The sequence below is a fragment of the Emticicia sp. CRIBPO genome, assembly GCF_009905725.1.
Lineage (GTDB): Bacteria > Bacteroidota > Bacteroidia > Cytophagales > Spirosomataceae > Leadbetterella.
In genome coordinates this window covers 306,442-329,654 of record NZ_JAAAKV010000009.1, presented here as the reverse complement: position 1 = coordinate 329,654, position 23,213 = coordinate 306,442, and the positions used below count along the sequence as shown (strand labels likewise).

Here is a 23,213-nt window from a genome sequence, read left to right as displayed (position 1 = left end):
TTATAATAACTACTGTTGTTAAGCGACACATCCGATCTTTGGAGCATGGCTGCCCCCCTGACCACAAATTCGTCGGGGCTGGACGATACTTTCTGAGTCAGCCAATATTGACCATGAAAATACCTGGCTACGAGTGGCTGTCCGGTAACGGTCCATGTTCCCATCGTCAGGTTATTGGAAATGGCAGAACATGCCCCACCGCCACCTGAGGGATTGACGGTAATACTCACCGGTACGGTACCACTCTGACAGGATCCGTTCACACAGGAAACCTGGTAAGTGGTGCTGACAGTAGGTGAAACACTTACTGAAGCCCCTGTTTGTCCGGTACTCCAGGTAATGGTACCCACAGAGCAGGAAGCCGACAAGGTAGTACTTTGGCCGGAGGTAATGCTGCTGGCAGAAGCCGATACATTGCTTGGGTTGGTAGGGGTGCTGCACCCTCCGCCACCGGAAGTGGTCAGATACAGATCTACCCAGTCGGCGTGGTCAAAGTAGTTGTCGTCTAACGCATTTACTATGAGTTCTAATTCATTTTTACCACTAATATTTACACTAAAAGGCTCCGCTGTAGTATTATTTCTGTGTATCTGAGAAGTCCAAAGAACTACACCATCTCCTTTGATAACAAACTCTACTTTTCCTGAGTCATAAGTATTATCCGCCTCATCATCTCTGCCCACTTTTCCGAAGAAATTAGAATATTGATTGGAAAGGGAATATTTAATAATGCTAGGAGAATGGGTACCTATCCCTTGAAAATATTGTACTCCGCCAATTTGTAAAGTGTTTGCATCAATACTTGTCCCATTAAATTTTGCATTACCGTACCCTTGCCATTCAAATGAAGAATTCGTTGGGGTTAAAGACACTAGTGGAAAAATCGCACCTGATGCATTTTGAACTATGTTAATTTGTTTAGTAAAGTAATTACCATTCCCATCATTACCATTCAGAACAACCTTGCCACTTCGTTGAGAACCAGAATTCGAGTTAGTCTGTATTACTAAACCACTATTTCCTATAAAACCAGTATTATTCGAAAGGATATTTATCCAACCAGTATTAGCAGGATTGTCATATGTAATATTTGAACTCCAAGACACATTTGAAGAACTCACTGTCGCTATTTTAGTTTCCCCTGACGAACTAAAAGTATTAACAGTAGTAGCTTCCAATGACGAATATCTATCATAATTGTTAGGAACAATAAAAGGTTGACACATGAGAAAATTTGTCCCATAAGGGTTTTTATAATAGCAGGTATAAACATCCCTATCCAACAACCCACCGGAAGAAACTACTAATTGACCATTTCCTGTTATAATAGAAGCAGAATTAATCGATTCTTCATTTTTAACCCAATAATATGTACCTTTTCCTGCAGGGGGGGTTAATGTATATTGATTGGTTCCGGTATTATAAGTTATTGAGATAGGAGCAATACCTTGTTGACCTATTTTAGGGGTTAGATTTTGTAGATTCATATTTTTCCACATATCTGCGATTAAACTATGAGTAGGTCCGGTAAAATGTATTTTACCATAAGGTGCCCTGTAACTCTCGCCATAGGAATCAGAATCGATACCTGTTATTTTTACAGAACCATTACTTTGAGGGGTTGCATTAATTTGAGCTCCTTTGATATTTGTTGGATCATTTGTTATTGTAACAATTTGCTGAGTTGAAGGATTGTACTGGTTTGAGTGCGATACTTTGGAAATAACCCAGTTTAATGGTGCCCAAACTCTACCTGGCTGCCAGGGATCGTAATCGTTTTGAAGATTATTGACGAGGCTTTCCAATTTGGTTTTATAGTTGCTATTACTAGTACCTATTTGAACATCACTCTCTCCTTGGTGCCACAAAATTGCTTTGTGCCCTAAAATATTCCCCTGAAATTGTATCAGGCTAAAAAGCCCGTCATACATATTATTATAAAAGCCGGCTTTAGGAGCAGCCCCTTTTTGCCATTCACTGATATTAGAACCATCTATAGCAGTATTAAAAAACTGAACTGGTATTTGGTAAGTTTCGATATACTTTTTCCCAAATGGAGCCCAACACCATGAGGCTAGGCCAAAGGGATAAATACCTCTTTCATAATAATTAATTCCATTTTCTGTACTATAAGGATTGTATAAATCTAATTTTATAAATGGCCTGAAAAACGGCATTCCTCCATTTAGTATTTTGCTTTTAAAATATTCTCTATTACTCTTGTTAGCTTCAACAGATTCACTGGTTACCAACAGCTTAAATGCTCCAATTACTCTGCTGGCATCAGGTAACATGGAATTATTTAAAGTATTGTCATAGCTTATTAATTCTCCTGAACCATCTGAGAATCTATCCCACCCTCCATGAAAACCTCTAGCATTTGATTGACCTGCAATAATGAATGTATCACCTATTCCAAATTTAATATGAGCAGCGATAAATTCCCCTCCTCCATTTTTTAAAGATATTATCAGTTGTGCTAAATACCACCCTTGATTAACGTTAATAAAGCTATTAATAGTCGCAACATCACCCACAACATTGCTTAACGAAAGAGAGAAATTAGTTATTGTTGTAAACGGACTCTGAGGTAGGCCCGAAAAAAGATCTAATTTTGTCAATCTTAAAGAATAGTCATACATTTGACTATTTTTAAAACCATAACCAATTTGTGCACAAAAACTTAAGTTTGCCTTCCCATCAGATTGTCTTTGGATAACTGAACCGTCAAAAGGATACAGAATATTAGCCGCCTGATATCCATTTCCCGTACCTTCCAAATACAATTCTCTTAAATGCCCTCCTGAGAAATCTGGGGCAGTTTGTGCAAATCCCGAAGAAAAATACAATATGAGCATCACACACATTGTTAAATGCGTAATTAATTTATTCATAACAGGTGAGAATTTAGATTATTTATTTTGTACTTAGAAGGTATTCTTTAGTTGGTATTAGAGGTACTTTTGAATTATAAAATGAGTTTAAAGTTTTTATAAACTCATTAGCAATAATTGCCTGCCCAAACGCTGTAGGATATATCCCATCAGAAGAAAAGAAATTACCTTTAAAGCCGGCATCTACTTTTATTCCGTCTTCAGTTACATATTTACCACTTAATATCTTTTGATAAAGTGACTTTAAATCAACTATGGGGTAATTATACTTTTTAGATAAGTATTCAACAATATTTGTATTAAAGTAATCTATTTGAGGATCAACTCCTCCACCAACTTCATGAGGATATATCTCCAGTTTTTTCAAATTTATATTTACTTTAGGGCTTAATAAAGAATCTATTCTGGAGGTTGGTCTTATTTTTACAGTAGATTTATCAAATGGGAAGGAAAAGGGGTTATTTAGAAGAGCTTTCTGTAATTCCTCATATTTTACAAGGTTATAATATGGAAATTCGCTAAAATAAGGAACATTCGCAATACATCCTTTAGCCCCTCTTTTAGATTGAGCAGCAATGAATTCCTCGCCGACACGACTTTCAATATTAGGCCGTCCTGAATAAATAGACTGATCAGTGGTCCAACCCTGACTACCCAATTCTAAAGTAAAGAAATCACACTTATGATTTAACAATACATTATATTGGCTAGTCATCTTCTGATCTTTGGTATTATATAGAAGTCTTTTAAAAAAAGGAGCATCTGATGAAGAAAGCCCAAATTCCAAAGTAGAAAAATCAGATTTTGGCACTCCCCAATGATCTATTTCATCAACCGATCCACCGTTATACTTCTTTAAAGTTTCAGTATTTTCTTCTGTTACGCCTACATTATTAGATGAGTGTTTATATTTAGGAAGAGGACCGCCTGTAGGATTGTAGTTGGTGATCACCTTCCGACCTGTTCCATTATAATCCTGAGCATCAAATAAGGGCATTTGAAATTTTTGAAGCCTTAACTGTCTTGCGATCAAATTGGGGTAAGAAGTCTGTATACCTTCATTAAAATATCCACCATCTCTTACACCAGCGGTTAGACTGCTACCAACTGCAAGATATCTGATAGGTTTATTTTTTATCTCGGGATCAGTGGTATTTTTCAAATTCTTAGAATCTGGTTCTATAATTGGCGGGCCATGAAGCTTTACTCCATTAAAGGGTAGAATTGTATCCCCTATTGTTAATTGTTTAATAACTAAATCTTTACGAATTAATTGATTCACATTTTTGAATGAAATAATTCTAGTCGTATCTCCGTATAGATACGAAATTTCTGTATCTAAGTATTCAATATTTTGAGGTGTCAATTCCGGAGAATTACAACTCAAAGCCAGTGCGGTAGCTAAAAAGAGTGTAGTCATTTTATATTTATTTTTCATTTTGGTTGCGTATTAAAGTTGGTATATAAAACTTCGTGTAAAGGTATGTGCAAAAACTAATAACGTATAGACATTTATTGAAATTTTAGATTGTTTTTATCTTTTCTTTATTATTCAATGTTGTGATTTGGGAAGTTTAAGCTTAATCACCTTTAACCAGTAAGTACTTAAAAAACGTCAATCCACTTTAGAGTCCGGCTGAACGTTATTGTGTAAATGTGTAAAAGGGGGTGCTCTTGGAGAAGGTAAAACCGCGAGTTTGTTTGAATATATTCAGTGGAAATGTAAAAGAGAACACCTTTTTATTAAAGTGTTCTCTTTTAATTGTTGCAATAGACTACTTCGATTAGTGATAAGCTCATCATCGTCAGGATTTTAACTCAAGTCTATTCACACTCTACTATAAAATCACTACACCTCTCTCATCTCACCGGCTTCCAGATTTCAGGGCCGGGTGTCTTTCCTGTCAGGATATTCAGGATGCTGAAGAAAAACTCATTTTCTTCCTGGCCGCTGTCTTTTACCATGGCTTCAAACGCTGCTGCCGAAGCGGGCAGGATGGAGGTCAGGTCTATTTTCCACTGGCCGTTTTCTTTTGTAAAACCAAAAGACAGGGGAGTTGCTTTTCCGTTGGTGACTACTACTCCATTCGCATAATTCCCGTCCGTTTTGATTTCTCCCACGGATAAATTGATAACGCTGCTTTTGCCTACCATGCCGCTTTTAATGGCATAAACCAGCAAAGCTTTACCATTAAAAGAGAGGATATCTGCCCGTGAAGTCCGGTGTCGGACAGAGAAAACCATGAGTTTGTCAAGGACAGATAAGCCATTGACTTCGGCAGAATCTGCATTTTTGACTTTATTGAGTATATCATCATAATAGGCTACCGTCTTGCTGTTCACGAACCGCACGGCCTCTTCTCCTTTTTCATTGAGGATGGCACTCTTGTAATTTTCAAAAGCTTCTTTTACAAGAGATTGCTCAGAAGATTGACCATAAACGGCCGGAAGTAAAAGCAGAGAAATAAAGAAAACTAAAAGTTGTTTTTTCATTTTTATAAATATCGTTTGAAAAGTGGTGAAACCCGAACGACAAAGTTACCTTATTCAAATGAAAAAACAATTGGAGTGCAGTTCATTTTACACTCCAATAATGATGTGGTTGGTGAAATCTTATGAGGCCTCGGCAACTTTTTTTATTTCTGTTAATATCGGATTCCAGCCCTCGCCGTTGTTGTAGGCTTCCTGGTATCTTCTTTCGCCGTCAGCCACTTTATTGTAGTCGCCCTGGGTGACGGTAAAAATGGTTTCGCCGTTTTCTTCTGATAATGAGTAGGTTACTGTAAGGTAATTCTCCGGAATGTCTTCGATAGCTGAGTTTGGATCGATGGTCGTGTAAGCCAGGTATTTGCCGGGAATAATCTCAACGATTGTACCTTTAACGGCCACAAAATCTTTGCCTTCATAATCCATTTTCCATTCCAGTGTGCTGCCCTGCTGCCAGTCTGATACGGTTTCGCAACCAAACATGTATTTTTTGGTTTGTTCAGGATTTACCAATGTATCCCACACAGTTAAGATGGGAGCGTTGATGGCGATGGTGTTCTTGACGATCAGTTCGTTCATGATTAAATGTTTTAGATAGTAATAATATACAATATTAATGGACGTGCTATTACGGATGATTGCGATTTACGGATTATTTCTAACAGAAAAAGGAGTGAAGCCGAATTTCTTTTTGAAGGCATTGTTAAAGTGCTGCGGTGTGGAGTAACCAAGTTCCAGGGAGATTTCAGCCGCAGTTTTTTCTGAGTCCCTGAGATATTGATGAGCCAGGTTAAGCCTCTGATCGGTCAGGTAGCCAAATATGGTGTGGTTAAAGGTCTCTTTGAATCCCCTTTTGAGTTTGTATTCATTGAGGCCGACAGTTTTGGCAATTTCCGTAAGATTGGGCGGAGAGCTGACCCGTTCGTTAATCAGGTCTCTGACAGCAATGATTTTCTCTTTATCCGTCTTGCTTTTGATCAGGATGTCTTTTTTTTCGTCGGCAGACTGACATGCGTCTGCTGATAAAACCAGCAACTCGATGCTTTTGGAGAATAAAAACAGTCTTTTAAGGTCGCCGGAATATTTACAATGAATGACCTGCTGCAGCACTTGCTGAAGGTTGGAATCGATTCCGCCCCATTGGTCGGAAAGTAGAACGCTCTTGCCCATAATGATGGCCTCCGCAAACCTTTTGAGGGTATCACTGGCGTTTTCAGTATATTTGATGAACAGTTCTTTGGGAAACTGGATGCCGAACGTTTCCAGTTCAAAGGTTTTGTTTTCGATCACAATGTCAAACCCCTGTGAGTACATCATGTTGTGATGCCCGCCGATGAGGTCGAAGGATTTACCGACTTGTTTGTATGAAAAACGATAGTCCCCTTTCATTCCGAAATGCAACCTGACCACATCAAGGGTGTTACTGGCCGGGAAGCTGAAGAACTCATTGAATTTTGAAACAGCATGACCCATTTTTATACCTTCGAAATTCCATAAAGTGGATTCGCGGGTCCCGTTTGGGAAGGTTAGCTGCTGTTTTTCTTCGAGTTCCATGAAAGCCTATCGTTTAAATACCAAAGTCAGAATCCTCGGGACTGTATTCCTGTCGTCCTGGTCAAAATATTCGTTCAGGTTTGTGCATCTGAGGCCATGGCACCCGGCAGCTTTTATAAAGTCAGAAATATGATGATTAAAGCATTCTGGAATCAGGACACCTTGCTCCGTTTCAACCCTTGCTTTTGAACCGGAATATTGCCTGAACGGATGCAGTTCGCCAACATATATGTTTCCTTCCGGACTGAGGCACTTGGAGGCTTTTCGGAAAATGTCTACCAGGTCATCCATATGCTCCAGCACCAGGCTGAAAGTAATCAGGTCATATTGCCCTTCTGCAAAATCCCAGTCTCTGGTAATATCTGCCTGTATAAAACGCACATTGGAGGCGGTTACTTTTTCTTTGGCCTTCCGCATCATTTCTTCAGAAAAATCCACGGCGGTTACCTGTCGGGCTTTCTGAACCAGCCAGGACGTATTTTTTCCTGTTCCGCAACCTATTTCAAGGCAGTTCCCGAAAACCAAGCCCTCCAAAACCTCTTTCAGAGCTTCAGCTTCCAGGTCCCTGGTTTTGTTGATATTGGTGTCATATTGCCCGGCCCAGATGTTATAGATCTGCCGGGTGTCTGTCATTTCAGGTGGTATCATGTCAGCAAATTTAAGAAAATGAGATAAAGAGATGGCCGGATCGGGACAATATTTAATTTTAGGATGTATATTTGCCTCATCAGACTGTCTTTATAAAATATCAATCTCTCTGAAAAGTAAAGTTCCGCTTTACTTTCTGTCTGTCTCCTGAACAGGAGGCGGTAGATTTTTATATTATTGATTTTTAATAAAGACAAACATGAAAGATAAAATAGCTGTCATAGGAGGAGCCGGGAAGTCCGGTATTTACCTCGTTAAAGCCTTACTTCGTCACGGATTCCCGCTCAGGGTTCTCCTTCTTCATCCTGAAAATTTTACGCTTACCGACCCTCTGATCGAAATCGTTCCGGGTGATGTCAGGGATGATAAAACCGTCGAGACACTTCTTGAAGGTTGCAAAGCAGTAGTCAGCACTTTGGGCTATACCAAAGGGGAGACAGTCTCGGTTTTCAGTGCAGCTACCCTGAACATCATCAGGGCGATGAAAATGCATCAGATCAACAGGTACATCGTTACCACAGGACTGAATGTGGACACCCCCGCTGATCATAAAAGCCCTCACACTCAGTTTGCAACAGACTGGATGAGAACCAATTATCCGCTCAGTACAGCGGATAAACAAGCGGAATACGAAGATCTGGTCAAATCGGATATTGACTGGACGCTGGTCCGCCTGCCGATGATCAATCAGACCGACGAAATGCCGGAAATCAAAGTCAGTCTGGAGGATTGTCCGGGTGACAAGATCAGTGCAACTTCCCTGGCGGAATTCATCATCAGGCAATTACCTGATCAGACTTATTTCAGACAGGCTCCTTTTGTTGCCAATATATAATGGATGGGCAGTGAACCGGTTACGGTTCACTGCTTTTTTAAAACTTCAATGTCTTTGATCAACTGCCTCATTTCAAGGGCTAAGGTACTGTTGTAAACGCCCCTGATCCGGCTGTCACGGTCCACGAGGATACAATGTTCGGTATGCAGGAACTCAGTGCTGTCTTTTGTGAGCCCGAGCTCTTCTTCCGCAAAATACGATTTCCTGGCCAGTGAATATATGGCTGCTTTATCACCTGTCAGAAAATGCCAGTTCTGATTACGGATGCCGTTCCCTTTTTTATAGGCATTCAGAATTCCGGGGGTATCGATCCACGGAGTGACTGAATAAGACAGCAAAACAACTTCGCCGTCGTTTTCATAGGCGTCACTGACGATTTTCAGGTTACGGATCATCATCGGGCAGATGCTTTTACAGCTCGTAAACATAAACCCGGCCACATGAATTTTGTTTTGAAGGGTTTTATCTGAAATTAAAACGCTGTCCTGGTCCACAAAGGAAAAGGTACCTATTTTATGTGTGATTTCAGATGTGGCTTCGTTTTTATTACCGATAAAGACAGGCGTGAAATCTGCCGAGTTGTAAAACGGCAAATCACTTTCTTCCGGCTGCCGGCAGCTTAACATCGGCAAGGATATCAAGGCTGTCAGTAACATTAATACAGTTTTTAGTGCCCAGAAGCCCATACCTTCTCCCGTTTCTGATGATATAATTCGATCTGATTTTTCCATTGCTGTACCACATTTTTTGTTCACCTTCTTCCTGGCCGTTTTTATAATGGCCAAGGTGTGATAAGTTTCCTTTGTCATCCCATTCTTTCATTTCACCCTCATTGGCGTCATTAACAGCCATAAAGGTGAATTTAGGCTTCCCGCTATCCCAGTAAGTGGTTTGCCTGCCGTTTTTCTTTCCCCTGTGATAGCTCCGGACTTCCATCAATACCTTGTTTTCATACCATTTCTTTTGAACACCTTCAGATAATCCGTCCAGGTAAGAAAACAGGAAGGCCGTGTCTCTGGAGTCATATAAGTGGTATACATATCCTGAAAATTTCACACCTTCCAGGAATAAAGTATCGCCTCTTGATTCCAAATTTCTGTTTGAGAAGTCAATATACTTTCCGGGTATTTTCGAGGAGTCTTCTCTTAGGCCGCTCAGGCAGGCGATGCACAGGAACGCGGGCATCAGGCATACAAGCCATTTCATTTTACTGAGAAACCGTGCCTGCCGTACCATAGTAACCATTGCCGTTCAGATAGGGAGCGTCTGCTGTAAAATGATAGTGGTAAATTCCCGACGGAAAGTCTATGGTGGCGTGGGTATGTCCGTGGTAATCATCCAGAGAACTGCTGACAACAGTTGTGCCGTTTTCTTCCTGGGGACCATACACCGGGAATCCGTCGAGCAAAAAGCCCATCAGCCCTGATTTGGTTGATTTGACAGTGGTCAGGTATAGCGGTTCAACATGATAGTGGTATTGGCCCTGTTGCTGAGGGTGACCATAATATTGGTCAAAAGAAACAATTTCACCCGCCAGGGCCTGGTTATTGGGTCCGGCGTACTGGTTGAAAAGGGCAACACCATTCAATGCCACACCAATGGAGCCTAATGGAGTGGCGGCATGCGTGGTAGCAGCTTTCGGATTAAGCGGAATTTTAAAAGTCAGAGACTGGGTGGCAATACTGTTCGGGTTTTTGGCAAACTGAACGCCTCCGAAAGTTTTGCCTGAGTAACTTTCATACAAAGCATTGGTAGTGGCATAATACGGGCTTTTGTGATCAGGAGTGCCCGATGTTTTGATCGTGATCCAGGTGCCGTCGCTGGTAATGCTGGTGGCTCCGTATATCTTTTTGTAAACAGCCGGGACTTCATTGCCTGTGCCGGTTTCAGGTTCAGCTTCGTCTTTTCCGCAGGCGATAAAAAACAGGGTGCTCACAAACAGCAAGGTGAGCCTTGGGGGAAAGTTAATTGATTTCATTTTGAAAGGGTAAATAGGTTTCGTGATTAGACATCCGGAATAGGAAAAGGTTTAGAATAAATAGGAATCCTTTTATATCCCGGTGTTTTAAAGGTATACGTGTGACAAAACGGAAACGTTGTAGAGTACAAAAAAAAGAGGAGAAAGCCCCCTCTTTTTTCTACTCAACCCTATAAACCCTTAAAACATTACTCTAAAATCGTATATTCGACACGGCGGTTTTTCTTCCGGTTTTCTTCTGTGTCGTTGGGTGACACAGGCTTGGTGTCGCCCATGCCTTTAAATTCTATTCTTTTTCCGGCTATGCCTTCTTTGATGAGGTATTCCCTTACATTGTAAGCCCTTTCCATCGACAGTTTCTTGTTCAGTGCCGGATCGCCCTGGTTATCGGTATGCCCTTCAATCCTGATCCTCAGCTCAGGATTTTCTTTCAGGTGATCTGCCAGATCGTCGAGTTGAGGGAAAGACTCTTCCAGTATCACAGCTTCACCTATATTAAAGTAAACCTTGTTGAGCCTGAATTTGTTTTCTTCAATTTTTTCTGGTTCAACAGTTTCTTCTTCAGGCGTTAAAATCTCCTCTTTTTTTACCTCTTCGCTCTCTGAAGCTTTTGGCTCAAGGAATATATCTCTTTCAAAACCCTGCTTGTTTTTAAAGTTTTTCAGGCCCAGCACTTCTTCCATGGCGTCGTAACCCGGAGACGTGATTTTATAAACATAATTCTGAGCGGGCAGTAGAAATTCGTAATAGCCTGATTTGCTGGTGATTACTGAGTCTACAATCGTGGTGCCGTCTTCTGCATAGCAAATGATCCTGGCCGGAACAGGCTTGTTCGTGGCAGCGTCGATTACTTTTCCGGACAATTTAAATTCTTCGGTATCATTTTTATAGGCCAGGGGCTCAGATTCTTCCGGTCTGGATATGCCGTTTGCAGGATTGTTGACGCTGATGCCCTGGAAATTCCAGAATACAAAGCCGTCTGAAGTGTCGGTGCTGTTTTCGATCAGGTCAACAGTCGTGACGCCTTTGGGCAGTTTCTCGAAATAGACTTTGAAAAAATACTTTTTGCCGGCTTCCACGTTTTTCCTTTCCGGGGCCACGGGAATGTCGGTGGCCTTGATAAATTTGAATTTACGGCCATCTTTAGATTTCAGGTAAGCTCCCGGCTGAAAGCTGATCGTGTTTTCGCCTCCCTGGAGTTCTCCCATCATGCCTTTCAGGATCATGTCCCGCATCGCCGGATCAAGCATCTGAAGACCTTGTTTCTGCTTCGGGTTCTTGTCCAGGAAGTCCTTCAGTGATTCTTTGGCAGACCTGATCACCGCCTGCATCGACAGGATGGTGTACTGGTCTGTGATTTCAATTTTATTGATAAAAACATAGTCGGCCGATTTTCTGGCGACTTTAGGATTGGGGGTAATCTGTGAAAATGCCGGACCGAAAGCGGTAAAGGCCAGCATAAAAAACAAAACCTTCTTCATAATATAAATTTAAATCTGACTAAAAAACGACTCGTATATCAGATTAGTTTTCCGGAAGGTGTTAAAAACTGTTAAAGAACCGGAAGAAATTTCACGATCTCTTCCGGTGGTTATTTTAAAGGCTTATTCTTCTTTTTCTGCCTTCCACATTCCATATTTCTTTGCTTTCATTTTCTGAGATCACATAGGCCTCGTCATAGAGGTTGACCGTCGGACAGACATGAAAAGGCACGCCGTACAGTACATCACCTACTTTTATATCATCCCAGTTATCAACCCTGATGACGCCATGCTCTTCACTCTGGCTCAGCAATTCATAATTTTCAAGGTTGAGAAAGCGGATCCTGGTATGGATCGGGTTTTCTGAAGAAACGGCTTTGTGACCCATATCTGTGGCAATAATGCCCTGTGCCGGTTTGGAAATGACCCGGCTGAGCACCACAGCGGCATATTCAAAAGGCTGTTCGGCAAATTTGTCACCATAGCCCCAATCCCACAAAACACAGGTGCCCGGGCTGCATATCCTTTCAATTTCAGAAGCATGGGAAGTGAAGGCTGGCGTGCCGCCTGCAATCACATGGAACTCTTCATTATCCAGCTTATATTTTTCAATGAAAGCTTTTACCGCCGCAAAGCCCGACTCAATGGCCGTTTTTCTTTCCGTAAAATCATCTGCCCTGATGTGCCCGTCATACACATGGAAGCCATATAGTTGCACATGATCGAGATACCCGATTTCAGCAATGAGGTCTGCCAGACTCTGGCCCAGGGCATGCCCTGACCGGTCCATGCCACTGTTGATGTCAATATAGATCAGTGCCTTTTTTCCGGCTTTTTCAAACTTGCTGTTGGTCAGCTGAACCGTGGCCCAGTCGTCCACCAGTGAGGCAAACTGAACCTCAGGATACTTTTCAGTGAGTCTGATCAGGCGGTCAATTTTCGGTCCTACCAGCTGATGGGCTATCAGGGCTTTTTTTGCCCCGGCTTTGGCGGCCAGTTCTGCTTCTGCCACAGTGGCACATTTAAATTGGTACAGGCCTTTCTCTATCATCATTTTTACCACATTTTCCATTTTGTTGGTTTTGATGTGGGGCATCAGGCGGTCATTGTCAGCCGTGATGTCTATCATTTTGGAGATGTTGCTTTCCACTCTTTCCTTGTAGATAAGTAGTGAGGGGCTGTCCAGTTCTTCTACATTTTTTACTTCAAACCAATTCATGTTTATCTTATATTTTCAATGATGTCTCCTGCTATGACGGACCTTTCAGACCTCTGGGCTGCTGCCCGGTCCCCGGCACTCCCGTGTTCAAAAACGCTGATAATGGCCGCATCTTCGGGGGGGTATCCCTGGGCCAGGAAAGCCAGGACCATGCCTGTCAGCACGTCTCCGCTGCCAGCGGTGGCCATGCCGGAGTTGCCTGTTGAGTTAAAATGGATGCTTCCGTCCGGTAAAGCTACGGCGGTATGGTGGCCTTTGAGACAGACTGTCAGCTTACTTTCAATGGCAAAATCAGAAAGGTATTTTAACTTTTCATAATCGTTTGCCCAGCTTTTACCCATCAGCCTTTGAAATTCTTTGGGATGGGGTGTTAAAATTGTTCCCGGTGGGACGAGCGATAAAAGCTTAAGTTCTTTTCCTTTTTCTGAGTTCAATACATTGAGTCCGTCGGCGTCGATGACCAGGGGCTTTTCACAGGTTTTAAACAAGGAAGCCATCGAAGCCGCCAGGTCTTCATGAGAGCCCAGACCCGGACCAATGCCGACAGCATCAAATTTTCCGGTATCTTCTGATGTCCATTGGGTAGTCAGGTGATTTTCGCCGGGAGACCTCACGGTCATGGCTTCAGGTACACTGATCTGCAGGATGTCATTACCTGATGCAGGGACATGTACCTGTATTTTGCCTGCTCCGGATCTCATACAGGCTCTGGCAGCCAATACTGCCGCACCCATCATGCCTTTGCTTCCGGCTATCAATAGGGCTGAACCGAAAGTGCCTTTGTTGGAGAATTTATTTCGCGGCTTAAGCAGATGCTCAATGGAGCCCGTGTAATAAAACTTTGTATCTGTTTTTTGAATGAATTCTTCACTCAGCCCGATTTTAACCGCTTTCCAATCACCAACAAACGCTTCATTCTGAGGTAGGAAAAAGGCCAGCTTAGGCAGTTCAAAACTGATGGTGAAAGCTGCTTTGATGATGCTGTCTGACGGTGAATTGGGCTCATCCATAAATAAACCGCTGGGGATATCTACTGAAACCACCCTGAGTTTCTGTTCATTGATCCGGTCACAAACCTGTTTTACCAGTCCTTCAACAGGTCTTGACAATCCCGAACCGAAAATGGCATCGATCAAAAGGGTTTGTTCGGGAATCGCAGCCGGGAAGTCGCTGATGTAGTTGATGTATCGAAATGAATGCTGCTCTCCGAGCCTCTGAAGATTGACCGCAAAATCAGGAGAAGCTTTTTCTGAGTGATTGATGATGAATACTTCCGGGTCAAATCCCTCCTGGTGGAGCATCCTGGCGATAGCCAGCCCGTCTCCGCCGTTATTTCCTTTGCCGCAAACGACAATGAGTTTTTCAGAAGGGGTAAATTGCCCTGTAAACCAGCGGGTAAAAGCCCTTGAAGCCCGCTCCATCAGGTCAATGGAACTCACCGGTTCATGGCTGATCGTGTATTGATCTGCTTCGCGGATCTGGCTGGCATTCAGGATTTTTATCATGGATGATTTTGTCAGTTACTGACCTGTTCTTTCAGGGCTTGAAATTAAACAATAATGATAAGAATCCGTATAAAAATCGATGCTGTTTTAATGAGTATTCTCCTGGTTTTTGTGTTTTTGTACGGCTTTTTTGAGTTCAGACGAAGGTTAAGAACCAAAAAATGTATAATTTCGGGGCTTGAAACCAAAACTGTTTTGATATGCAATCCCAAATAACGGATCTGATCTCCGGAATTCAACAAGTAGGTATAGGTGTGCCTGACGCAGAAGCTGCTTTTAAATGGTATAATAAAAATCTGGGGCTTGATGTTCCCGTTTTTGACGATGTGGCAGAAGCTAAACTCATGACCAAATATACTGTTGGGAATATCAGGCAGAGAAGGGCGATCCTGGCGGTTAACATGGCCGGTGGAGGAGGAGCAGAGATATGGGAGTCGAAAAGGCCGTTGCCCCTGGCAGCCAAAACAGAACCTGAAATCGGGGACCTTGGTATTTATGCCGTAAAGATCAAATGTCAGGACATTGCGAAGTATGCTCAGACCTCAGGAAACACCGTAGTGAACACACCGGAAGGCAAGCCTTCGGTATGGCTGAAAGACCTGTATGGTAATCAGTTACAGGTAGTGGAAGACGGCTCATGGTTTAAACCCGCCCTTTCCAATACCGGCGGTGTATTGGGAGCGATCATCGGCGTAAGTGATATGGAAAAAGCCCTTAAATTGTATAAAGACACTTTGGGCATTAATGAGGTGATCTATGATGTGACAGGGACTTTTGAAGATTTCAAGGCTTTGGGTGCCGGACAGAAGAGATTCAGAAGGGTGGTCTTAAAAAAAGAAAAGTCAGAATCAGGTGCGTTTACCAACCTGTTCGGAAATATAGCTATTGAACTGGTGCAGGCTCTGGACGGAAAACCAAACGTCATTTTTGAAGGCAGAAGCTGGGGAGACCTTGGGTACATTCACTTGTGTTTCGATGCCATTGACATGGAAAAACTGAAAGAGAAATGTGAAAACAATGGTTTCCAGTTTGTGGTAGACAGCTCCAATACCTTTGACATGGGTGAGGCCGGTGGAAGGTTCAGCTACATCGAGGATCCGGATGGCACACTCATTGAATTTGTAGAAACCCACAAAGTGCCGATTCTTAAAAAAATCGGGTGGTACCTTAACCTCAAGAAAAGAAAAACACAGAAACCATTGCCCAACTGGATGGTGTCGACCCTTGGATGGGGAAGGGTGAAGCTTTGAGGGGCTATACAAAGGAGAACGGAAAAAGGAGGAAAGCCTGCCCGGCCTGACAATAGTGCCCGACGGAGAGAAAAAAGCTTTCGGAATATGACAAACCTGGCCTTCAGGCCTAAAATATTTTGATAACTTGCCCCGGTCTTCAGGCCGGGGTTTTTTATAGGAGAATGCCAAGGAGAATCCCCCCGATGATGATGATGTAACTCGGTACCTTGTTAGAGAGCAGTAAAAAGAAAGTAGCAATGGTGGTAATAATCGCCAGCGGATCAGTGGCCATAGGCTCGAAAAGCGATATGCCGGCGGCCAGGGTCAGCCCTGTCGAAGCTGCATTGATGCCTTCCAGCGAGGCCCGCACGGCCCGGAATTGCTTCAGCTGAGTCCAGAATTTGATTACAAAGAAAATCATAAAAATGCCCGGCAGGAATATACCCACCGACGAAACCAGTGCCCCTAAGATCTGCCCGCTTACACCCCAGTCCCGCATGGAAAGCGATCCTACATAAGAAGCAATGGAGAAGGTCGGGCCGGGAATCAGTTCTGAAATCGCTATACCCGACAGGAACTCGTCGGCCGTCAGGTAATGCTTAAACTCCACGAACTCATTGAAAAGCAGCGGCTTCATGATATGTCCGCCACCAAAGGCCAGACTGCCGTTCCTGTAAAAGTTCTCAAAAAGCCTGACCGGTAAAGATCCGGTGATTTTACCGACGATTGCCGTGGTGATCAGTACGCCACCCCACAGGATGAAGTTCGACCACTCTATCTTGACCGGGTTTTTCGGGAGTTTTTCCTGCTGCTCAAACTTGAAAGAGGTGGTTAATCCCCCCAGCAAAATCCAGATGGGTGTCACGTAGGGTGATCTGAATAAATAAGCCGCAAGGGTGGATAAGATAAAAAGGACAATAGAGGTTTTCGAATGAATGACCTTCCTGCCGATAGAGTAGGCGGCATAAAAAATGAAGGCAATGCCCATGGGTTTGATAAACCGGGTGACTTTGATCAGGCTGTCATGTTCAATAAATGAAATACCCAGAGCGGTCAGGCCCATAAAACAGGTGGCGGGGAATATCCAGACAAATATGGTCAGATAAGCCAGCTGGGCTCCTCCGAGCCGGTAGCCGATGGCCGTGATGGTCTGGGTGGAGGTGGGGCCGGGCAGGATCTGGCACAAAGACTGCAGCTCCATTAAATCGGCTTCTGACAGGTACCTGCGTTGCTGTACAAATTTTTTGACAAACTGAGCCAGATGGGCCTGCGGTCCTCCGAAGCAGGTGAATGCTAAAATAATAACATCCTTTAAAAAGATCAGATATCTTATTTTTCTGGTTTCCAATTAGGTCTTGATTCAGTAATGGCAGGTACTATCTGATACAAATAAAAACAAAAAAGCACAGACATGTAATACCTTTCTGTGCTTTAATGAGGAAGAATCAATCTTTATTTTCTTAATCCCAATTCTCTGAGTCTTTCGTCCAGGAATTCCCCGGCGGTCATGTCCACATAAATTTTAGGATTGTCAGAAGCTACACACGAATCAAGGCACGTCAGGTCCATTTCTGCACGCGGGTGCATAAAGAACGGAATCGAGAACCTCGAAGTCTTCATTTTCTCACGCGGCGGGTTCACCACCCTGTGAATGGTCGACTTAAGCCTGTGATTGGTGAGTCTGTCGAGCATGTCCCCCACGTTGATGATGATCTGGTCGGGTAATGCCGTCACGGCAATCCATTTACCATCAGCCCTCAATACCTCCAGGCCTTCTGCAGAAGCACCCATCAGCAGGGTAATCAGGTTGATGTCTCCGTGAGCAGCTGCTCTTACCGCTCCTTCAGGCAAGGCATCCGGGTTTTCGATCGGAAAATAGTGCAAAGCCCTCAGGATGCTGTCACCCTGGTATATTTTATCTTCGAAATAATCTTCAGGTAAGTCCAGAAATAAAGCTATCGCATTCAGCAGTTTTCTGCCCGTATTTTCGAAAGTCCTGTAGGTTTCCAGTGTATAAGTTTCAAAATCAGGGACTTCAGCCGGGAAAACGTTTCCGGCCATACCTTCTCTGGGGTTCGGCTGGCCTACATGATAAAATTCTTTCAGGTCGGGTTTGCTGAAGCCTTTGGCGGTTTCCTTGCCTTTGCCTACATAGCCTCTCTGCCCCGATAACTCAGGAAATTCATATTTGGTTTTTAAACTGTCTTCCTGGTAAAAGAACTTCTGAACGGCGTCATATAACTTTAGCCTCAGGTCCTCTGAGAGGCCATGGTTTTTGATGGCCACAAAACCGATGTTGGTAAATGCAGCTCCAAGATCCTCCACGAATTTTTCTTTTTTGCCTGGATCTCCTGATGTAAAATCCGCCATATCAAGCGACGGAATCTCGTCAAGTAATGATTGTTGACTCATTTTCTGATATTTTTTAGCAAATTTAATTCAAGAAACCCTAAAATTTTAAGCATAAGGAGAAATTCATTTGAAAGCCCTTATCACGCCGGGAAATATTTACCCTCTACGGCTTTCCAGTTGATCACATTCCAGAACGCTTTGATGTAGTCCGCTCTTTTATTCTGATATTTAAGATAATAAGCGTGCTCCCAGACATCAATAGCCAGGATCGGCTGTCCTTTTACTTCGGCAATGTCCATCAGAGGATTGTCCTGGTTGGCGGTTGAAGTCACTTTCAGTTTGCCGTTTTGTGATACCAGCCATGCCCATCCCGAACCGAATCTCGTAGTAGCGGCTGCATTGAACTCATCCTGGAGTTTCTGCAATGAACCGAAGTCACGGTTGATGATAGCCAGGAATTTGTCACTTGGCTTGCCTCCGGCCGGAGATAAAATCTGCCAGAAAAAACTGTGGTTCCAGTGCCCCCCGCCATTGTTTCTGACTGCCACCGGATATTTGCTGATATTGGCGATGATTTCTTCCAATGGTAATTTTTCGGCATCTTTACCTTCCAGGGCTTTGTTAAGGTTGGTAATGTAAGCCTGGTGATGTTTGCTGTGGTGAATCTCCATCGTCAGTTTGTCTATATTCGGCTCCAGTGCATCATACCCAAAACTCAGTTGTGGTAAAGTGTAAGGACCTGCTACGGCTGGTTGGCCTGCAAAAACACCGGTAAGACGGGTGCTTAAAGCTCCTGCCAGTAAAGTTGAAAAAAACTGCTGTCTATTCATGATGAATTTTTATAAGATTTTCTGATTGAACAAAAAGTTTTCAAAGCAGGCTGAGCTGATTGCGGATGGAGTTTTAACAGTGGTTTTAATACAAAATGATAACACTCCTGCCATCTTTCCCCTTTGATCAGGCCGCCTGAATATTAAATGCTAATATAGGTACTTTATTGTAGAAAAAAGTAGAAATCTGAGTTTTTGAGAAGGCAGATGATTAAAAATCTATGCGGCTCAGAATGCTCCTGCCCAAAGTGATTTCATCGGTATATTCCAGGTCGCCGCCGATCGGAATTCCCCTGGCGATGGTACTGATTTTAAGCGGAAAATCCCGTAAACGTTTTTGAAGATAAAAAGCCGTAGTGTCTCCCTCCATCGTAGGGCTGAGGGCCAGTATAATTTCCTTAACTTCAGGGTTTTGCTCTATCCTGCTGATGAGTGAGTCAATATTGAGATCATTCGGCCCGATGCCCATCATCGGCGAAATGATACCCCCCAGCACATGATATTGCCCCGAATATTGAGAAGTGTTTTCAATCGCCAGTACGTCGCGGGTGTCCTGGACGACCGCGATAATGCTTTGGTCGCGGCGGTGGGAACCACAGATGTTGCAGATTTCCTGGTCTGAAATATTATGGCAGGTTTTGCAGTAGGTCGTTTTCTCCCGGAGATTGCTCAGGGCTTCGGTAAGGTTCTGGGTTTGTGACTTATCAGATTTAAGTAAATGCAAAGCTAACCGCAAGGCCGATTTTTTACCTATTCCCGGCAGCTTTGAGATTTCAAGGACTGCCTCCTCTATTAATTTGGATGGGTAATTCACTACGTTTGGGTATTATCTTAACATCACTTCAGCAGAGATGCCTCTTCTGTTAATTTCGGTACGGAGTGGTACCAGGTCATCAAAATCTCCGTTTTTTACACCACATTTACCCTTATAATGGATAATCAGGGTGCACTGCTCAGCCTGTTCGGATGAATGTCCGCAAACCTCTATCAATGTTTCAATGACATGTTCGAAAGTGTTAACTTCATCATTGAAAACCACCAGACTGTATAATTTTACGGTATCAATGTCTATATCAATCTGTTCTTCTACCTCTACTTCTGTCTCCGGAGCGTATTTCATCTTAAAATCTGGAAATTTGCTTTTTTTGCAAAAATAATAAAGCTTTGTCAAATTGTTTTATCAAATTTACAATTCAAACTATATTATTACAAACCAATTAATAGTCATTAAAGTTTTTTTTGGATATTTTTCCGGATCACTTTAGTTCATTCATTTAAAGCCTGTCAGCCTGATGTCACCAATACTAGCCCTGGGGATTCTCCTGTTTTACTTCACCATTCTTGTTGTTATTTCTATACGGACCTCCAAAGGAGCCGACACCCATTCATTTTTTACGGCCAATAAACAGGTGCCATGGTACCTGATTGCCTTCGGGATGATCGGGACTTCGCTTTCCGGCGTTACTTTTATCTCTGTACCCGGAGCGGTCGGGCTTAAGTCCTTTTCTTATTTCCAGATGATTCTGGGCTATACCGTCGGGTACTTCTTTATTGCCACGGTTCTTATGCCCTTGTATTACCGGTTAAACCTGATCTCTATTTATACTTATCTGCAGGACCGTTTCGGTTTCTGGTCTTATAAAACAGGCTCGGCTTTCTTCCTGTTGTCACGCACAGTCGGTTCGGCCGTAAGGTTGTATATCGCTGCCCAGGTGCTTCAGATTGCCATTTATGACCCTTTGGGTGTGCCGTTTGAGGTTTCGGTGCTGATCACTATTGCCCTCATCTGGGTGTACACCTTCAAAGGCGGGATAAAAACCATTGTGATCACGGATTCATTACAAACCGTGTTCCTGATTTCTGCCGTAGCCATGACCATCTACCTGGTTTCCAAAGAGCTGGGCCTTGGATTGGGCGATATGGTTTCCACAGTTGCTAAAAGTAATTATTCAGAGATATTCTTTTTCGACGGAGGATGGTCTGACAGTAAAAACTTCTTCAAACAGTTCATTTCAGGAGCCTTCATTGCGATTGTGATGACGGGCATGGACCAGGATCTGATGCAAAAGAACCTGACCTGCAAAAACATCGGCGAAGCCCAGAAAAACATGTTCTGGTTTACCATCGTACTGGTTTTTGTCAACCTGATGTTCCTGAGTCTCGGAGCATTGCTTTATATCTATGCCAATCAGAAAGGTATCGCTATTCCTGAAAAAACCGATGATCTTTATCCTATGATGGCCTTGCAGATATTTGGAGAGAATGCTTCCATGGGTGTTGCCGGGGTATTGGTTGCGGTTACATTTCTGGTGGGGATCACAGCCGCCACTTATGCCAGTTCAGACTCAGCCCTGACCGCCCTGACTACGGCCTTCTGCATTGATTTTATGGATTTTGAGAAGAGGGATGAAAAAGACAGGAACAGGATCAAGAATATCGTTCACATCGGATTTTCCCTGACGTTTTTTGTGGTGATTCTGATCTTTAATTACCTCAACAGTACCGACGTAATCACCGCGACATTCCAGATCGCCAGTTATACCTACGGGCCGCTTCTGGGCTTGTTTGCCTATGGGATATACTCTAAAAACAAGGTGCATGATAAGTTTGTGCCCTTCGTTTGTATCCTTTCGCCCATATTGACTTATGCGATTGTATGGTGGGCAGAGCATTATGCCGGGTACAAATTCGGATTTGAAAATTTACTCCTCAACGGTCTGATTACCATCATCGGACTTTATTTGCTGAAGAAAAAATAATCAAAGTTTGATAAATCTTACGGTTTGAGTCTGGTTTCCGGTGTTTATTCTTAAAAAATAAGTTCCGGAAGCCAGGTTTGAAACATCTGTGGCAGAAGTAGGGTTTTCTACCGTATTGATCACAAACTCCTTCACCTTTTTGCCGGCCTGATCAGAAATATTAAACAAGGTCGATTCATTCAGATAGGCAGTCGGCATATAAATCTGCAGCTGGCTGGATACCGGGTTGGGATAAAGCAATATCCTGGCAGATTCAGATACGGGTTCATTGGCCGTAATGATGAATCCGTCGCTATAACTTACAGGCCAGCCGATAAGATTTAGAATAGCCAGGGTGATACTTCCGGGATCATGAATGACCTCCGCTGCCCCGATGTTCGGAGACATCAGCGAGTGCTCTGTGCCCGGCGGATAGGCACTCTCATCAAGATGCGATATGCTGCCCCCCTCACGGAAAGTTGCCGGGCTGTAAATTTTAGGCAGATTGTTTTTGTATTTCGCTAAAGTAAGCCCGTAAAGTACATTATTCGCAGTCATGGCTGTTCTCAGGCTCGTGGAGGGGTTTCCGAAAACACCGGTGTCAATCAGTTTTGATCCGGCAGGGTTCTGCACAAACATATCATAAATATATGCCGTGCCGGATTGGCCCCACTGACCCTGCTGAAGATTTTCCGTGAGCTTAAGAGAGCTTGTGAGCCCGAGTCCGTGACCGATTTCATGCAATACCACCGTCATCAGGTCATATTTAGGTGCTTCCCGCCGTCCGGTCAGGTCGTAAAACCAGAGGATATTTTTGTTCAGGCTGATGTTGATATCAAAATCGGAGTTGTTCAGTTCTGTGCCCGACATGGCTTCAGCCAGGGCTACCGGATACCACACTTCTTTATAAACCGCCCCGTTAAAATTTTTGAAAACCCTCGTGGCCCCTGAAGAGGCCAGGGTATTGCCGGTTAAAGCCACCCATGATGCTTTGATCCTGATCGGTACCCGGCTGACAATCAGACCGCTCCATATAGATAAGGCTTCCTGGAATGCTTTTTTGGCATCGTCGGGAAAATCGGTGAAATTGGTTTCAAAAACAGTAGGAGAGGCCGACGCCCGTAAACCGGGGTCACGCCTGAACAATACCTGGGTATCATGTGAATGGCCATCTGCATAACAGATAACAGAATCAGCCTTTTGCTCATCCTGGGCAGTGCTGCTGGAAAAAATGAAAAAAAGGCCGAGGCAGATTAAATATTTCAAAATAACCGGTATTGATTATTAATGGAATGAATATAACTAATCATACGGTAAAAACGAAAGAGATGTTATGTTAATTTAAAAAAAATGCCCCTTTCCGATCAAGAGGCATTTTCTGATCACCGCAGTGATGCAAACTTTATGAGGCAAAAATGCCGGACAAATTTAGTAAGCCGGTCGAAGCCGACTCTGATAAC

21 protein-coding genes are annotated in these 23,213 nt (G+C 43.2%); 3 read left to right on the top strand and 18 right to left on the bottom strand.

All coding sequences use genetic code 11. From position 1 onward, the window contains the following. The 6 genes from GVN16_RS19890 to GVN16_RS19865 form a co-directional block, all read right to left on the bottom strand. Positions 1-2,894, bottom strand: a 2,894-nt coding sequence (locus GVN16_RS19890; protein ID WP_205748925.1) for an NPCBM/NEW2 domain-containing protein, incomplete at its 3' end; no start/stop codon positions are given. 22 nt (positions 2,895-2,916) lie between these two features. Further along, positions 2,917-4,332 (bottom strand): hypothetical protein, encoded by a 1,416-nt coding sequence (locus GVN16_RS19885; RefSeq protein ID WP_166565681.1) that lies wholly within the window; start codon positions 4,330-4,332, stop codon positions 2,917-2,919. Positions 4,333-4,754: 422 nt separating this feature from the next. Continuing rightward, positions 4,755-5,387 carry a hypothetical protein gene (locus GVN16_RS19880; RefSeq protein WP_166565680.1) on the bottom strand — a complete coding sequence of 211 codons (633 nt, stop codon included), beginning with the start codon at positions 5,385-5,387 and terminating at the stop codon, positions 4,755-4,757. 120 nt (positions 5,388-5,507) lie between these two features. Then, positions 5,508-5,960 (bottom strand): SRPBCC domain-containing protein, encoded by a 453-nt coding sequence (locus GVN16_RS19875; RefSeq protein ID WP_166565679.1) that lies wholly within the window; start codon positions 5,958-5,960, stop codon positions 5,508-5,510. A gap of 66 nt (positions 5,961-6,026) precedes the next feature. Further along, the gene (locus GVN16_RS19870) at positions 6,027-6,935 is read right to left on the bottom strand and encodes an AraC family transcriptional regulator (RefSeq protein ID WP_166565678.1); all 909 of its coding nucleotides are present in this window, start codon (positions 6,933-6,935) and stop codon (positions 6,027-6,029) included. Positions 6,936-6,941: 6 nt separating this feature from the next. Then, positions 6,942-7,583: a bifunctional 2-polyprenyl-6-hydroxyphenol methylase/3-demethylubiquinol 3-O-methyltransferase UbiG gene (locus GVN16_RS19865; RefSeq protein ID WP_229244253.1), complete on the bottom strand. Its 642-nt coding sequence runs from the start codon at positions 7,581-7,583 to the stop codon at positions 6,942-6,944. 199 nt (positions 7,584-7,782) lie between these two features. On the opposite strand from GVN16_RS19865, the gene GVN16_RS19860 reads away from it, so the two are divergent. Further along, positions 7,783-8,418 carry an NAD(P)-dependent oxidoreductase gene (locus tag GVN16_RS19860; RefSeq protein ID WP_166565677.1) on the top strand — a complete coding sequence of 212 codons (636 nt, stop codon included), beginning with the start codon at positions 7,783-7,785 and terminating at the stop codon, positions 8,416-8,418. A 26-nt stretch (positions 8,419-8,444) separates the two neighbouring features. Here the strand turns inward: GVN16_RS19860 and GVN16_RS19855 are convergent, their stop codons facing one another. The 6 genes from GVN16_RS19855 to GVN16_RS19830 form a co-directional block, all read right to left on the bottom strand. Next, positions 8,445-9,074, bottom strand: a complete 630-nt coding sequence (locus GVN16_RS19855) for an SCO family protein (RefSeq protein WP_229244251.1) — start codon at positions 9,072-9,074, stop codon at positions 8,445-8,447. Continuing rightward, a complete protein-coding gene (locus tag GVN16_RS19850; RefSeq protein WP_166565676.1) occupies positions 9,013-9,624 on the bottom strand; it encodes a toxin-antitoxin system YwqK family antitoxin in 612 nt (203 codons plus the stop codon). The genes GVN16_RS19855 and GVN16_RS19850 overlap by 62 nt, the downstream gene beginning before the upstream one ends. A gap of 1 nt (position 9,625) precedes the next feature. Beyond that, a complete protein-coding gene (locus tag GVN16_RS19845) occupies positions 9,626-10,396 on the bottom strand; it encodes a YHYH protein (RefSeq protein WP_166565675.1) in 771 nt (256 codons plus the stop codon). A gap of 188 nt (positions 10,397-10,584) precedes the next feature. Continuing rightward, entirely contained in the window at positions 10,585-11,877 is a 1,293-nt protein-coding gene (locus tag GVN16_RS19840) for an OmpA family protein (RefSeq protein ID WP_166565674.1), read from the bottom strand. Positions 11,878-11,992: 115 nt separating this feature from the next. Further along, positions 11,993-13,096: an alanine racemase gene (locus GVN16_RS19835; protein WP_166565673.1), complete on the bottom strand. Its 1,104-nt coding sequence runs from the start codon at positions 13,094-13,096 to the stop codon at positions 11,993-11,995. A 2-nt stretch (positions 13,097-13,098) separates the two neighbouring features. Further along, positions 13,099-14,601, bottom strand: a complete 1,503-nt coding sequence (locus GVN16_RS19830) for an NAD(P)H-hydrate dehydratase (RefSeq protein ID WP_205748924.1) — start codon at positions 14,599-14,601, stop codon at positions 13,099-13,101. A 200-nt stretch (positions 14,602-14,801) separates the two neighbouring features. Here GVN16_RS19830 and GVN16_RS19825 point away from each other — a divergent pair, with 200 nt between their 5' ends. Next, complete coding sequence (locus GVN16_RS19825; protein ID WP_205748923.1) at positions 14,802-15,851, top strand: VOC family protein; 1,050 nt, start codon at positions 14,802-14,804, stop codon at positions 15,849-15,851. 154 nt (positions 15,852-16,005) lie between these two features. Here the strand turns inward: GVN16_RS19825 and chrA are convergent, their stop codons facing one another. The 5 genes from chrA to GVN16_RS19800 all read right to left on the bottom strand — a co-directional run bounded on the left by chrA (position 16,006) and on the right by GVN16_RS19800 (position 20,135). Then, the gene (gene chrA, locus GVN16_RS19820) at positions 16,006-17,181 is read right to left on the bottom strand and encodes a chromate efflux transporter (protein ID WP_166565672.1); all 1,176 of its coding nucleotides are present in this window, start codon (positions 17,179-17,181) and stop codon (positions 16,006-16,008) included. 104 nt (positions 17,182-17,285) lie between these two features. Beyond that, positions 17,286-18,245: an isopenicillin N synthase family oxygenase gene (locus tag GVN16_RS19815; protein ID WP_166565671.1), complete on the bottom strand. Its 960-nt coding sequence runs from the start codon at positions 18,243-18,245 to the stop codon at positions 17,286-17,288. Positions 18,246-18,325: 80 nt separating this feature from the next. Then, entirely contained in the window at positions 18,326-19,015 is a 690-nt protein-coding gene (locus GVN16_RS19810) for a superoxide dismutase (RefSeq protein ID WP_166565670.1), read from the bottom strand. 211 nt (positions 19,016-19,226) lie between these two features. Further along, a complete protein-coding gene (gene recR, locus GVN16_RS19805; protein ID WP_166565669.1) occupies positions 19,227-19,829 on the bottom strand; it encodes a recombination mediator RecR in 603 nt (200 codons plus the stop codon). A 12-nt stretch (positions 19,830-19,841) separates the two neighbouring features. After that, positions 19,842-20,135, bottom strand: a complete 294-nt coding sequence (locus GVN16_RS19800) for an ATP-dependent Clp protease adaptor ClpS (RefSeq protein WP_166565668.1) — start codon at positions 20,133-20,135, stop codon at positions 19,842-19,844. Between the two features lie 172 nt (positions 20,136-20,307). Here GVN16_RS19800 and GVN16_RS19795 point away from each other — a divergent pair, with 172 nt between their 5' ends. After that, on the top strand, positions 20,308-21,774 hold the full coding sequence (locus GVN16_RS19795; protein WP_166565667.1) for a sodium:solute symporter: 1,467 nt from the start codon (positions 20,308-20,310) through the stop codon (positions 21,772-21,774). On the opposite strand, the gene GVN16_RS19790 is transcribed toward GVN16_RS19795, so the two are convergent. Continuing rightward, the gene (locus GVN16_RS19790) at positions 21,775-23,019 is read right to left on the bottom strand and encodes a T9SS type A sorting domain-containing protein (protein WP_166565666.1); all 1,245 of its coding nucleotides are present in this window, start codon (positions 23,017-23,019) and stop codon (positions 21,775-21,777) included. Positions 23,020-23,213: the final 194 nt, after the last annotated feature.

What these genes read in the sequence shown, in the direction of transcription:
- GVN16_RS19850 (WP_166565676.1), bottom strand. Translation starts at nt 9,624, where the DNA reads ATGAAATGGCTTGTATGCCTGATGCCCGCGTTCCTGTGCATCGCCTGC.
- GVN16_RS19840 (WP_166565674.1), bottom strand. Translation starts at nt 11,877, where the DNA reads ATGAAGAAGGTTTTGTTTTTTATGCTGGCCTTTACCGCTTTCGGTCCG.
- GVN16_RS19835 (WP_166565673.1), bottom strand. Translation starts at nt 13,096, where the DNA reads ATGAATTGGTTTGAAGTAAAAAATGTAGAAGAACTGGACAGCCCCTCA.
- GVN16_RS19865 (WP_229244253.1), bottom strand. Translation starts at nt 7,583, where the DNA reads ATGATACCACCTGAAATGACAGACACCCGGCAGATCTATAACATCTGG.
- GVN16_RS19845 (WP_166565675.1), bottom strand. Translation starts at nt 10,396, where the DNA reads ATGAAATCAATTAACTTTCCCCCAAGGCTCACCTTGCTGTTTGTGAGC.
- GVN16_RS19855 (WP_229244251.1), bottom strand. Translation starts at nt 9,074, where the DNA reads ATGTTACTGACAGCCTTGATATCCTTGCCGATGTTAAGCTGCCGGCAG.
- GVN16_RS19830 (WP_205748924.1), bottom strand. Translation starts at nt 14,601, where the DNA reads ATGATAAAAATCCTGAATGCCAGCCAGATCCGCGAAGCAGATCAATAC.
- GVN16_RS19810 (WP_166565670.1), bottom strand. Translation starts at nt 19,015, where the DNA reads ATGAATAGACAGCAGTTTTTTTCAACTTTACTGGCAGGAGCTTTAAGC.
- GVN16_RS19880 (WP_166565680.1), bottom strand. Translation starts at nt 5,387, where the DNA reads ATGAAAAAACAACTTTTAGTTTTCTTTATTTCTCTGCTTTTACTTCCG.
- GVN16_RS19870 (WP_166565678.1), bottom strand. Translation starts at nt 6,935, where the DNA reads ATGGAACTCGAAGAAAAACAGCAGCTAACCTTCCCAAACGGGACCCGC.
- GVN16_RS19825 (WP_205748923.1), top strand. Translation starts at nt 14,802, where the DNA reads ATGCAATCCCAAATAACGGATCTGATCTCCGGAATTCAACAAGTAGGT.
- GVN16_RS19795 (WP_166565667.1), top strand. Translation starts at nt 20,308, where the DNA reads ATGTCACCAATACTAGCCCTGGGGATTCTCCTGTTTTACTTCACCATT.
- GVN16_RS19885 (WP_166565681.1), bottom strand. Translation starts at nt 4,332, where the DNA reads ATGAAAAATAAATATAAAATGACTACACTCTTTTTAGCTACCGCACTG.
- GVN16_RS19875 (WP_166565679.1), bottom strand. Translation starts at nt 5,960, where the DNA reads ATGAACGAACTGATCGTCAAGAACACCATCGCCATCAACGCTCCCATC.
- GVN16_RS19800 (WP_166565668.1), bottom strand. Translation starts at nt 20,135, where the DNA reads ATGAAATACGCTCCGGAGACAGAAGTAGAGGTAGAAGAACAGATTGAT.
- GVN16_RS19815 (WP_166565671.1), bottom strand. Translation starts at nt 18,245, where the DNA reads ATGAGTCAACAATCATTACTTGACGAGATTCCGTCGCTTGATATGGCG.
- GVN16_RS19860 (WP_166565677.1), top strand. Translation starts at nt 7,783, where the DNA reads ATGAAAGATAAAATAGCTGTCATAGGAGGAGCCGGGAAGTCCGGTATT.